The sequence below is a fragment of the Bradyrhizobium sp. GW821-FHT13H06 genome (assembly GCF_058803975.1).
Genome location: NZ_JBXAPN010000004.1, coordinates 425004 through 437722 on the forward strand (window position 1 = coordinate 425004; position 12719 = coordinate 437722).

General features: G+C 63.9%; 9 protein-coding genes. 4 read left to right on the forward strand and 5 right to left on the reverse strand.

Going from position 1 to position 12719, the window contains the following annotated elements:
- Position 1: 1 nt before the first annotated feature.
- A complete protein-coding gene (gene treZ / locus AC1RQP_RS19360; RefSeq protein ID WP_492938140.1) occupies positions 2-1831 on the reverse strand; it encodes a malto-oligosyltrehalose trehalohydrolase in 1830 nt (609 codons plus the stop codon).
- Positions 1832-2014: 183 nt separating this feature from the next.
- Between treZ and AC1RQP_RS19365 the strand changes: the two genes are divergently transcribed.
- From AC1RQP_RS19365 to AC1RQP_RS19375, 3 genes are all read left to right on the forward strand, one after another.
- Positions 2015-2296, forward strand: coding sequence for a hypothetical protein (locus AC1RQP_RS19365; protein ID WP_492938141.1), 282 nt, complete (start codon positions 2015-2017; stop codon positions 2294-2296).
- A 20-nt stretch (positions 2297-2316) separates the two neighbouring features.
- On the forward strand, positions 2317-4554 hold the full coding sequence (glgX, locus tag AC1RQP_RS19370; protein WP_492938142.1) for a glycogen debranching protein GlgX: 2238 nt from the start codon (positions 2317-2319) through the stop codon (positions 4552-4554).
- A 283-nt stretch (positions 4555-4837) separates the two neighbouring features.
- A complete protein-coding gene (locus AC1RQP_RS19375) occupies positions 4838-5071 on the forward strand; it encodes a DUF3551 domain-containing protein (RefSeq protein ID WP_492938144.1) in 234 nt (77 codons plus the stop codon).
- A 12-nt stretch (positions 5072-5083) separates the two neighbouring features.
- Here the strand turns inward: AC1RQP_RS19375 and AC1RQP_RS19380 are convergent, their stop codons facing one another.
- Complete coding sequence (locus AC1RQP_RS19380) at positions 5084-7396, reverse strand: TonB-dependent receptor (protein WP_492938145.1); 2313 nt, start codon at positions 7394-7396, stop codon at positions 5084-5086.
- Between the two features lie 490 nt (positions 7397-7886).
- On the opposite strand from AC1RQP_RS19380, the gene AC1RQP_RS19385 reads away from it, so the two are divergent.
- On the forward strand, positions 7887-8090 hold the full coding sequence (locus tag AC1RQP_RS19385) for a hypothetical protein (RefSeq protein ID WP_492938146.1): 204 nt from the start codon (positions 7887-7889) through the stop codon (positions 8088-8090).
- A gap of 26 nt (positions 8091-8116) precedes the next feature.
- On the opposite strand, the gene AC1RQP_RS19390 is transcribed toward AC1RQP_RS19385, so the two are convergent.
- The 3 genes from AC1RQP_RS19390 to AC1RQP_RS19400 are packed head-to-tail and all read right to left on the reverse strand — an operon-like array spanning position 8117 to position 12711.
- The gene (locus AC1RQP_RS19390) at positions 8117-9118 is read right to left on the reverse strand and encodes a formate dehydrogenase subunit gamma (protein ID WP_239622715.1); all 1002 of its coding nucleotides are present in this window, start codon (positions 9116-9118) and stop codon (positions 8117-8119) included.
- A 40-nt stretch (positions 9119-9158) separates the two neighbouring features.
- On the reverse strand, positions 9159-9755 hold the full coding sequence (gene fdh3B, locus AC1RQP_RS19395) for a formate dehydrogenase FDH3 subunit beta (RefSeq protein WP_131870000.1): 597 nt from the start codon (positions 9753-9755) through the stop codon (positions 9159-9161).
- 13 nt (positions 9756-9768) lie between these two features.
- Complete coding sequence (locus tag AC1RQP_RS19400) at positions 9769-12711, reverse strand: formate dehydrogenase subunit alpha (protein ID WP_492938147.1); 2943 nt, start codon at positions 12709-12711, stop codon at positions 9769-9771.
- Between the last annotated feature and the right edge of the window lie 8 nt (positions 12712-12719).

Genomic DNA, 12719 nt, shown 5'->3' on the forward strand with positions numbered 1-12719 from the left:
ATCAGTCCTTCTGGCGAAGTCTCACGATCATGTCGCCGGGCACGAGTGCTTCGGCGGCATGGGGGTGCAGTCGCCACAGGCTTTCGCCCTCGACCAGCGGCGGCATGGGAAGCGCGTGGCCGGCGAAGTTGACGACAATCCGCAGAACGTCGCCCCTCTCCGTCTGCCAGCGCACATCCGCGCCGCCCATGTGGGGATCCGCGCCCAGTAATTGCCGCTGCGCGGAAACAAACCCCCGTTTGATGAGCGGCACGATCTTCTCACGCCGTATCGTCAACAACCGCGCTGTCAGCGCTCGAAACCTCGCGCCGGCAGGAGATTGGTCGATGCTCGTCCAGTCCAGCTTGGAGGCCAGGAAGGTTCCTTCGTCGCACGGGTCCGGAATTCTTGCGCGCGTTTCGGGGGCTGCGAAAGCCTTGAAGTGCGAAAACTCCCTGCGGCGGCCGTCCCGCGTCAGCTCGGCCGCTTCGCCCGTCCAGTCCGCAAAGAACAGGAAGGGCGTGTCGGCGGCGGCTTCCTCACCCATGAACAGCATCGGAATATGCGGGCTCAGCAGAACCAGCGCCAGGGCGAGCTCCAGCTTTTCCGGGCCGACCAATCGGGAAAGCCGCTCCCCGAAGGCGCGGTTGCCGACCTGGTCGTGGTTCTGGGCGAAGAAGATGGTCGCTTCGGGCGGCAGATGAGCACTCGGCTCGCCGCGCGGCTCCTGGTGCAGAGGAAAGACTTCGCCCTGATAGGCAAAGCCCTCGGTCAGGGATCGCGCGAGATGTTCGAGCGGCTTGTCTGCGAACGCCCGGTAATAGCCTTCGTCCTCGCCCGTGAGCAGGACGTGGAGCGCGTTGTGAAAATCGTCGCCCCACTGCGCATCGTAGTACCTCGCCCGTCCCTGCGAACGCGCGAGCAGGTGCGCCTGATTGGCCTCGTTCTCCAGCATCAGATGGGCGTGCCGGCCCACCAGCTGACTGCGCACGGTCTCGGCGAGCTCGATCAGGAAATGCCGTTCGGAATCGTCCTTCAGCGCGTGGACCGCGTCGAACCGCAGTCCGTCGAACCCATAGTCGCGCAGCCACATGAGGGCATTCTCGATCAGGAACCCGCGCACGAACGCGCCGTCTGGCCCTTCGAGATTGACGGCAGGCCCCCAGCCGGTGGTGTGGCGCGGGTTGAAAAAGCTTTCCGCATAGGAGTGCAGATAGTTCAGCTGCGGCCCGAAATGATTATAGACGACGTCGAGATAGACCATGATGTCGAGAGCATGCGCGGCCTGCAGCAGCCGCTTGAGATCCTCTGGCCGGCCATAGCGGGCATTCGGCGCGTTCAGGAGCACGCCGTCATAGCCCCAATTGTGCCGGCCAGGGACGTCGTTGAGCGGCATCAGCTCGATGGCGGTGATACCGAGATCGCGCAGATAAGGCAGCCTCTTCTCGACGCCGGCATAGGTGCCCTCCTCGCTGAAGGTGCCGACATGCAGCTCGTAGATCACGGCTTCCGCCCAGGGACGGCCCGGATAGAGAACCGGGTCCCTCAGCGCGGCCGTATCGATCACCTCGCTGGGCGCACCGACATCGTCCGGCTGGAAGAACGAGGCGGGATCGGGGACGACGAGGTCTTCGTTGATCCTGAACTGATAGCGCGTGCCGGCGCGCGCGGTTGGGCTCAGCAGCTGATACCAGCCGTCGTCATCCCGCGGCATCCTGCGGGACGGCTGGCCGACTTCGAGCAGTTCGACCGATCGGGCCGTGGGCGCCCATAGGTTGAACGAGACCCCGTGATCGACGATCTGAGGACCATGGCGCCGACTTTGCTCGGCCGTTCCCAATCTGTGCCTCAAACCCGTCCCCTTTCACCCGCATGCCCCGCGCCTCGGCGTGCTTTGTGATCGCTTGCATCGTCCGGACCACAAAGCGGAGCCGCGTGCGTTCGTTCCTCCACGCGTCGACGCCGGACATTTGCAGCACATGGGGGAACGGAATCAGCGGCGCGACGGTTACCCTCGTACACAGGAGCTGTCGCCATGCGCCGCCCGAAACCGCAAGCCATCCGCAACAAACTGGACCTGACCGACCGCACCCAGGTGCGCCTCCTCAGGAAGCGCCTCGGACTGTCGGACGCGGAGCTGACCGCGATCGTCGGGCGGATGGGCAACTCGATTCCGGCCATCAGCAAGGAAGCAGCTCAGCAAAGAGCCAACGCGCTGTTCAAGCCGGCGGACGTGGCGCCTGCCGCCGTGATCGCTTCGGCGACCGCCAGCGAGCAGACGACGGCCGAGGTCGCAGCGACCGCGCCGTCATCCTGACGGACTATTCGGGGGGAAGGATGGACCAAACAGTACATTCAGACGACGCCCTGACGCGGGCGGCCTTAAGCCTGCGCCGCACCCGGATCACCGAGGGCAGGCCGTTTCCGCTCGGCGCCACCTGGGATGGGCTCGGCGTCAACTTCGCGCTCTTTTCGGCCCACGCCACCAAGGTTGAGCTCTGCCTGTTCGACGACACCGGTGAAACCGAGCTCGAGCGCATCGAGCTTCCCGAATATACCGACGAAGTCTGGCACGGCTATCTGCCCTCCGCCCGCCCCGGCACCGTCTACGGCTACCGCGTCCATGGCCCTTACGAACCCGACGCCGGCCACCGCTTCAATCCCAACAAGCTCGTGCTCGATCCCTACGCCAGGCAGCTGGTCGGCCAGCTCCGCTGGGGACCGGAGCTGTTCGGCTACCGGCTCGACCATGCCGACAAGGATCTCTCCTACGACGAACGCGACAGCGCGCCGTTGATGCAGAAGTGCCGCGTGATCGATCCCGCCTTCACCTGGGGCGCATCGCGAAAGCCGGAAGTGCCTTGGGAGCGGACGATCGTCTACGAGATGCACGTCAAGGGATTTACCCAGCTGCATCCGCTGGTGCCGGAAGCCGACCGCGGCACGTTCTCGGGCCTGGCACATTCCGAAGTCCCGGCCTATCTACGCTCGCTCGGCATCACCAGCGCCGAGTTGCTGCCGATCCATGCCTTCGTCGACGACAGCTATCTGGTCGAGAAAGGCCTGCGCAACTACTGGGGCTACAATTCCATCGCCTTCTTCGCGCCTGATCCGCGTTACCTCAAGACGCCGTCCGCGAACGAGTTCAAGGCCATGGTCAACCAGTTTCACGCCCATGGCATCGAGATCATTCTCGACGTCGTCTACAATCACACCGCGGAAGGCAACGAGCTCGGCCCGACCCTGTCGTTCAAGGGCATCGACAATGCCAGCTACTACCGCCTGCTGCCGGACAAGAAGCGCTACTACATCAACGACACCGGCACGGGGAACACCGTCAACCTTTCGCATCAGCGCGTGCTGCAACTCGTCGCCGATTCCCTGCGCTACTGGGCGACCGAGATGCGGGTCGACGGCTTCCGTTTCGACCTCGCCACCATTCTGGCGCGCGAACCGTATGGCTTCGATGAGGGCGGCGGCTTCCTCGACGCCTGCCGCCAGGATCCCGTGCTCTCCAGCGTCAAGCTGATCGCAGAGCCCTGGGACATCGGGCCCGGAGGCTACCAGGTCGGTCAGTTTCCGCCCGGGTGGGCCGAGTGGAACGACAAGTTCAGGGACACGGTGCGCGCCTTCTGGAAGGGCGACCCGGGCACGCTGGCCGACTTTGCCAAGCGCGTATCAGGATCCGGCGACCTCTTCAACAAGCGCGGGCGGCGGCCCTGGGCCAGTGTCAACTTCGTCACGGCCCATGACGGCTTCAACCTGAACGATCTCGTCTCCTACAACGACAAGCACAACGAGGCGAATGGCGAGGACAATCGCGACGGTCACAGCAACAACCATTCCTGGAACTGCGGCGCCGAGGGGCCGACCGACGACCCTGAGATCACCGCGCTGCGCGAGCGCCAGAAGCGGAATCTGCTGGCGACGATGCTGCTCTCCCACGGCACGCCGATGCTGCTCGCCGGCGACGAGTTCGGCCACACCCAGAACGGCAACAACAACGCCTACGCCCAGGACAACGAAACCACCTGGCTCGACTGGATGGGTATCACCGCAAACGGCCGCAGCCTTCGCGAATTCGCCCGCAAGCTGATTGCGACCCGCAAGGCGTTTCCGATCCTCTACCGCAGCCGCTTCCTGGTCGGCTCACACAACGAGGAACTCGACGTCAAGGACGTGACCTGGCTGTCGCCATCCGGCGAGGAGATGACGACCGAGCAATGGCAGGATGGCAATGCCAAATGCTTCGGGATGCTGCTCGACGGCCGCGCGCAGGAGACCGGGATCAAGCGTCGGGGCTCGGATGCGACCATGCTGCTGGTCTACAACGCGCATCATGATGTCGTGAACTTTACCCTGCCCGAAGTCACCGACGGACGCAGCTGGCTGGGCCTGATCGACACCAATCGGCCTGAGGCGCCCACGACCGAGTTCGAGTTCGGGCACGCCTACGCGGTGACCGGGCGATCCCTGCTGATGTTGGGCCTTGCCAACGATAACATCGCGACGCGCCGCCTGCGGCAGGGTCTCGGCGCCCTGCTGGACATCGCCGACACACCTCTGCCGGGCTAAAGCGCGCTGCGATCGGGATGAATCGTCATCGCGCTTCAGGTTGTTGTTCAAGCATGATCTTTTCGGAAAATCGCTGCGCACTTTCCCGCATCATGCTTTAGACTGTCGTCCGCAGCGCGCCATTGGACTGCGGGATGCCGGGGATCATGATGGTGAGGTCTCCGAGGCGGAGCACTGATCAGGCATCTTCCTTCCGGTTGGGGCGTCGCTGCAACCATCCTGCGCGCCGGGCTTTGGAACGCCCGGTCACGAGCCGCGTTCAGTGTCGAAATTGGAGGTTTTGATGAGACCTTTGTTGATAGCTGCCGCCGCGCTGTCGATCCTGACGAGCTTCGGGTTTTCGAGCGCCGCCGTGGCACAAGATCGCTACTGCCTCCAGGGCCGGATCTGGGGCTATCCAGGCAACTGCCAGTTCGCCAGTTACGCTCAGTGCATGGCAACCGCATCGGGAACGAACGCCTATTGCGGCATCAATCCCCACTACGCCTATGCGCGCCGTTATAGAGGATACCGGTGACTTCCAAGCTGGCTAAAACGTCCCCGCCACAGTGACCCTGAACGTCAGCGGCTCCACCGGGTGCAGCACGTAATCCATCACGCCGTTCTGGCAGACTGCCGTTGGCGCTGTGCCTGATGCGCAGAGATTGTAGAGCGAGTCGGTCTTGAGCAGGGAACCATAGGCATAGGTGATCTGGTTCGCCTTCGTGTTGAAAAGATTGAGCACGTCGAGCTGGATGCGCCAGCCATTGTCGATGCGATAGCCGAGGCGGCCGTTGAAGATGCTGGTCGCAGATGAGCGGAACGCGTTGTCCTCCGTCAGCGGGCTCGAGGCCAGATAGCGCCAACGCACGGTTCCGAACCAGCCGGTCTTCTCGCCCAGCGTGACGCCGGCTGACGCCACCATCGCCGGTGCGTTCGGAATGTAGTTGCCTGGGGCATTGCCGATCTGCGCCTCGGGATAGCCGGCAAGCGAGGCATAGACCTCCGCCTGCTCGCTGTCATAGCCGCGAAACCGCGCATGCGTCATTGCAAGATCGGCGTCGATGTCGATCCAGGACCGTGGCCGGTAGTGGTTGGTCCACTCGAAGCCGTAGCGGCGGCTGGCGCGGGTTGCCGAGGTATCGCCGGCATCGCCGGAGAACAGGATCTCGGAATCCTGATCCAGGATGAAGAGGCTGAGCGAGGTGTCGAGGCCCGCAACGATCCTGCTGCGGACGCCGACCTCCGCGCCTCTGGTGCGCACCAGCAGCGGCGACGGCGTGAGCCTTGTCGCGGGATCGGCCGGATCTTCCGTCGTGGTCGCGCCGCGGGCGTCATTCGAATGCATGCCGTAGCCGGCACCGAGGAAAAATTCGGTCTGGTTGAACGGACCAAGCACCATCCTGAATTTCGGGCTGCCGAGCGCGGCATCGGCGCGGCCGGAATTGGCGGTGTTGAACAGCGAGGTGACATCAGCGGCATAATAGTCGCCGCGCCAGCCCACCGTCGTCCTGAGCCAATCGGTCCAGCGCACCGTGTTTTCGGCATAGACCCCGACGCTGCCCTCGCCGACCTTGTCGCTGCGGACATTGGAGAGAAAGCTGCGCTGGAAAGTGTCGGTGAGCGCGAGGTCGATCGCATCATAACGCGATTGCAGGCCGACTGTGGTCTGCGTCGGCAGGCCCGCGAATGAAACGTTCAGCGTACGCGAGACGTTAGCGCCGGCCATCAGGCGGTCGTCGTGCTGGTGGAACTGGTCGCCGAGCACGGGATCGTCGAGGAAGTAAGTAAAGTTGTTGAAGAGATCGAGCTGGCTCTTCACCACATAGGCATTGGCCTTCCACGACCCGAGATCGTCGCTCTGCGCGATGCGGCCCGACAGCGCAAAACGGTTGGTGTTGCCGCCGTCGGTCGGATCCTCCGAGCCGAAGCGGTCGAGCAGGCCGCCCGTGATCGCGCGCTGCGGCACCTGGTCGGTCGAATTCCATCTGTTGACGTAGGCCATGCCGGTGACGGACAGGCCGTCGGTCGCGGTGCCCTGGCTGTAGCGCACGAGGCCGTTGAGCTTTCGCACATTGTCCGGATTGTCCCACGGGCCGTTGTAGGTCCCAACTTCGCCGGCCACCAGCAGCGAACCGTCACCGACTTCTGCGGAGTCCATGCCGAGCAGGCGGCGGTAACCGAAACTGCCGACCGTCACCTGCGCGAGTCTCCTGGTGCGGTCGATCAGGCCGATATGAACGCTTCCGACCGAGGCGAAGTCGCCTTCGTCGGCGAAGTAAGGCCCCTTGCGCACGTCCATGACGGCGACGGTTTCCGGGATCAGCCAGTTGAGATCGGCATAGCCCTGGCCGTGCGCGTGGGTGCGCATGTTGACGGGGACGCCGTCGACCGTGATCGCAAGATCCGTGCCGTGGTCGAGATTATAGCCGCGCAGAAAATACTGGTTGGCTTTGCCCTCCCCGGAATGCTGCGTCACGATCAGACCCGGGACGGCTTCGAGCACCTCACCCGGCCGCGAGACCGGGCGCGCGTTGATCTCATCGCCGGTGACGGTGATCTCGCTGGCCATGCCGGCCTCGCCCTTTGCACCCGAGCCGGCACTGCGTGCATCCGACTCCTGCGTCGGCGTTGGATACAGAAAGATGCGGTGACTGGCGGCAGCCGGTCTGCCGGTGCGGCGCGATGGGGCTGGCCTCTTGCGCCCCGGCGTCTCGCTGCCACTGACCTGGACCGGCGGCAGTTCGCGTGAGGCGCTATTGCTCTGCGCAAAGGCGCGGCCGTCATCCACGAGCAGCGCCAGGGCCGAGAGTGCCGTCAGCGCGCCGCCACGACGGCCGGACTTAGGCCGTCTCAATCGCATCGGCGCATTCCAAAACCTTCGTCCCGGCAGTCCCGGGCTCGACCGCCCGCAAATTCCGCCTCGCCGCCCGCTCCATCAGCCCCGCCTTTACAGTATGACGTTTATCAAACTTTCTCATACTGACAAGAGCAAGAGCCGGACCACTTTCGACCTCACGGCCGAACGCCGACAAAACGGAAGCCAAATGGCTGCTCTAATGGAGGAATTCCGCGCCGGCCCTTGACGACGCCGGGGCGGGACGGAGCGCTTCCATTGGCAAGCTGATATCCACTCTGACGAGCAAGTTGACGGCTGGCAGGGGCTCACGGACATGCCCGCCGCACCATCCGATCTGAGGATGGATTGCATGTTGATGCCGCAAGTGCCGGCCGCCTCCAGAGCAGCTCGGTTTCAACGGTGGTGGAACCGATCGCTGTGAAGTGGCTCACATGCGGTCGGACAATCTGGATGTATTGGTCGTGCCGGGTGGAGATGGCAGACGGAGATGCGCATGAAACCCCTCATGCTTTCGCTCATTGCAGCCATGCTTCTCGCCGGTGCGGCCAGCAACATGTTCAGGTCGCATGCCGTTCTACATTTCGGTCAGCACGGCATGGCGTCCATTCAAGACATGCAGACCGGCCAGGCAAACAAGCTTCCCGAGCAGGAGCTGCAGGACCGCTCCGTCTTGTTTGCGAAAGAGCCGGCTCAGTAGGCTGGAGCGCCCACGTCGGACTCCGCTTATTCGGCCGCGGCCGTTGCGGGTTGCGGTTGTCCGTCGTTCGGTCCGGTTCGCGCCTTCTGCTCGTCGAGCCAGAGGCTATGGTGCTCGCGAGCCCAGTTGACGTCGACTTCGCCCGAGCCCATGGCCTCGAACGCGCCTTCCATTCCGATGGTGCCGATATAGATGTGCCCGATCATGGCCGCGACGAACAGGACCGCCACGATGGCGTGGACGATCTGGGCCACCTGCATGCCTTCGATCCCCGTGCCGTAGAACGGAAACATCAGCGCATAGCCTGACGCTGCAACGAGACCGCCGCCGAGCACGACGATCCAGTAGATCATCTTCTGGCCGCCGTTGAACCGATAGGCCGGCGGATGATCATGCCCGATCAGGCCGCCACCCCGCCTGGCCCATTCGATATCCACCTTGCCGGGAATATTGCCGCCGATCCACATCAGGAAGATCAACACGACCCCCAGCGTGAACGGAAAACTCAGATAATTGTGGGCGTATTTGGCCCATTGCGACCATTCGGAGAAGGCCTCGAAACCGATCAGCGGCAAAAGCAGCTGCCGGCCAAAGGTGACGTTAAGGCCGGAGATCGCCAGGATGATAAAGCAGGTTGCCGTCATCCAGTGTACGAAACGTTCGAAACCATTGAAGCGCACGATGGTGCGGCCCGAGCGGCCGCTCTCCAGCCGAACCATGCCGCGGGTGAGATAGAAGATCATTATCAGGGCGATCATGCCGATGATGGCAACGCCGCCGATCCAGGGCAGCGTCACCATGCGGAATTCCCGCCATTCCCGCCCCTGCGGCTGCTCGAGAACGCGGGAGCGCTGGTCGGGAATGCTGACGCGGCCCTGGATCCGGTTGAGCTCCTGCAGGAGCTGCTGCTCCTTGACCGCGCTCGCGGTCGGATTGACCTGCTGAGCGCTCGCGGGCACCGCCGTCACCAAAAGAAACAGCGCCCAGGCGCCAAACGCCAGACGAATGAACCTTGCAAACGACGCCATCACGTCCTCCCCGGTCTTGCGCGCCCGTCGACTGCCCACGTCAGGACTCGATCGTCTCGCGATACGCGGTCTTCCAGCCCCATGCACCCGAGCCATAGCCGCGCTTCGTGACGCGTTCCTTGTAGATCTGGGCGATGATCTCGCCGTCACCCGCAAGCAAGGATTTGGTCGAGCACATCTCGGCACACAGCGGCAGCTTGCCTTCGGCCAGCCGGTTCGCGCCGTACTTTTCGTATTCCTCCTTGCTGCCGTCGGCTTCAGGGCCGCCGGCGCAATAGGTGCATTTGTCCATCTTGCCGCGCGAGCCGAAGTTCCCGACCTTCGGATATTGCGGTGCGCCGAACGGGCAGGCGTAGAAGCAATAGCCGCAGCCGATGCAGAGATCCTTGGAGTGCAGCACCACGGCATCGGCCGTGGTGTAGAAGCAGTTCACCGGGCAAACGGCCGCGCAGGGCGCGTCCGTGCAATGCATGCAGGCCATCGAGATCGAGCGCTCGCCCGGCTTGCCGTCGTTGATGGTGACGACGCGGCGCCGGTTGATGCCCCAGGGCACCTCGTGCTCGTTCTTGCAGGCGGTGACGCAAGCGTTGCACTCGATGCAGCGATCGGCGTCGCAGAGAAATTTCATCCGAGCCATGTGCGTGCTCCTCTCAGGCTGCGACGATCTGACAAAGCGTGACCTTCGGCTCCTGCATGCCCGTCGCAGGATCGTAGCCGTAGCTCGTGATCGTGTTGGCGCTTTCGCCCAGCACGATCGGATCGGTGCCGGCGGGATAGTTCTTGCGCAGGTCGGCACCGCCGAGCCAGCCGCCGAAATGGAACGGCATCCAGGCGACGCCCTTGCCGACGCGTTCGGTCACCAGCGCCTTCATCCTGGCCCGTGAATTGTTCTCGGCACCGCTCACCCAGACCCAGCCGCCGTCCTTGATGCCGCGATCGGCGGCATCGGCCGGGCTGATCTCGATGAACATGTCCTGCTGCAATTCGGCGAGCCATGGATTGGTGCGGGTTTCCTCGCCGCCGCCTTCGTATTCGACGAGGCGTCCCGAGGAAAGGATCAGCGGAAACTGCTTTGCGATCCCCTTTTCCACCGCCGCCTTCTGCACCGAGAAGCCGATGTTGGGCAGGCGGAACTGCTTGGCGTCGGGCAGGGTCGGATATTTCTCGACGAGATCGACGCGCGGCGTGTAGATCGGTTCACGGTGCACCGGTATCGGGTCCGGCAGGCCGAACGCATTCATGCGCGCCTTGCCGTTGCCGAAGGGCACGCAACCGTGCTTCAGCGCGACGCGCTGGATGCCGCCGGAAAGGTCGACCGCCCAGGACACCGCATCCGGATTGGCCGGGTTGACCCTCTGGATCGTCGCCATCTCGGCCTCGGTGAGATCCTGGTCCCAGCCGAGTTTCTTCAGGCTTGCCAGCGTGAATTCGGGATAGCCGTCCTCGATCTCCGATCCCCTGGAGAAGGATTTGTCGGCGAGCAGGCTCACCTTCCGCGTCGTGCCGTCCGGCAGCTTCTCCTCGCGTTCGATGCCGAAGCGTGGGCGGAACGCGCCGCCGCCGTCCATCACGTGCAGATTGTTGTTGTAGAGCAGCGGCGAGCCGGGATGCTTCACCTCGGGCGAGCCCCAGCACGGCCAGGGCAGGCCGTAATAATCGCCGCCGACCTCCGGATCGTCCTTGGGCGCACGCAGCGTCACCAGGTCGAACTTGTGCTGGTTCTTCATGTGCGCCTTGATGCGCTCCGGCGACTGGCCGCAGTAGCCGGTCGACCAGCTTCCGCGGTTGATCTCGCGCAGCACGTCCTCGGCGACCGGAAGGTCGTTCTCGACCTTGATGTTCTTGAACATCTTGTCGGCGAAGCCGAACTTCTTGGCGAGCAAATAGATGATCTCGAGGTCATCCTTGGATTCGAAGATCGGCTTGACGATCTGCTCGCCCCATTGCATCGAGCGATTGGAGGCGACGCGCGATCCCGTGCATTCGAACTGCGTGGCCACGGGCAGGATGTAGACGCCATCCTTGCGTCCCGCCTCGACCGCCAGGGACGCCCAGGTGGTCGGGTGCGGGTCGGCGATCACCAACAGCTCCAGCGCCTTCAGGCCCTTCATCGATTCGGGAATGCGCGTGATGCTGTTGCTGGCGTGGCCTTGCACGAATACGGCCTTGACGTTGTCCTTCTGTGCGACATCGGCCTTCGGCAACAGCGCAGCATCGAACCACCGCGTCAGCGGGATGCCTGGCGTCTCCATCAGCTTCTTCTCGTCGAAGCGGGAGACGAGATAGTCGTAGTCGACCTCCCAGACCCGGGACCAGTGCTTCCAGGCGCCTTCCGCAAGGCCGTAGTAGAACGGCAACGTCACGATATCGAGGCCGACGTCGGTCGCGCCCTGCACGTTGTCATGGCCGCGCAGGATGTTGGCGCCGGCGCCGGCCTTGCCGACGTTGCCGGTCATCAGCAACGCGATGCAGCTCGCGCGCACATTGGCCGTGCCGACCGTGTGCTGGGTCTGGCCCATGCACCAGATGATGGTCGCGGGCTTGACCGTCGCGAGCATCTTGGCGACGCGCTCGAGCTGCGCGGCGGGCACACCGGTGACGCGCTCGACCTCCTGCGGGTTCCACTTCTCGACCTCCTTGCGCAGGTCGTCGAAACCGTAGACGCGCTGGGCGATGAACTCCTTGTCCTCCCAGCCGTTCTTCAGGATGTGCCACATCATGCCGTAGAGCACGGGAATATCGGTGCCGGGACGGATCCGGACATATTCGGTGGCATGCGCCGCGGTACGGGTCAGGCGCGGATCGAAGACGATGAAGTTCGCCTTGTTGAGCTCCTTGGATTCCAGCAGGTGCTGCATGCTGACCGGATGCGCTTCCGCGGCGTTGCTGCCGATGAACAGCATCGTCTTGGAGTTGCGCATGTCGTTGATGCTGTTCGTCATCGCGCCATAGCCCCAGGTGTTGGCGACGCCGGTGACGGTGGTGGAGTGGCAGATCCGCGCCTGGTGATCGGTGTTGTTGGTGCCCCAGAACGCGCCGAGCTTGCGGAACAGGTAGGCTCCCTCGTTGGTCATCTTGGCCGAGCCGAGCCAGTAGACGGAATCGCTGCCCGACTTCTCGCGAACCTGGAGCAGCTTGTCGCCGATCTCGTTCACCGCCGTGTCCCACGACACACGCGTCCACTGCCCGTTCACCAGCTTCATCGGATAGCGCAGGCGGCGATCGCTGTGCACGAGCTCGCGCACCGAAGCGCCCTTGGCGCAATGCGAGCCGCGGTTGATCGGCGAATCCCAGCTCGGCTCCTGCCCGATCCAGACTCCATTGAGCACTTCCGCCGTCACCGTGCAGCCGACGGCACAATGCGTGCAGATGCTCTTCTTGACGGTGGCGCCGGCCGCGAGCGGGCCGGCAGCGGCTGCTTCCGCCTTGCGCACGTTGCCGACCGGCATGGCGCCCAGCGCTGCGAGAGCGCCCCCCGCCAGTCCCGACTTGCGCAGGAAGGAGCGGCGATCAAGTCCCCCGCCCTGGCCGGCAAGGGATTCGGCGACGGAACCGCGGCGATCGGAACGCTGATGTGTTCGCTTGATAAGCACGGCAGCCT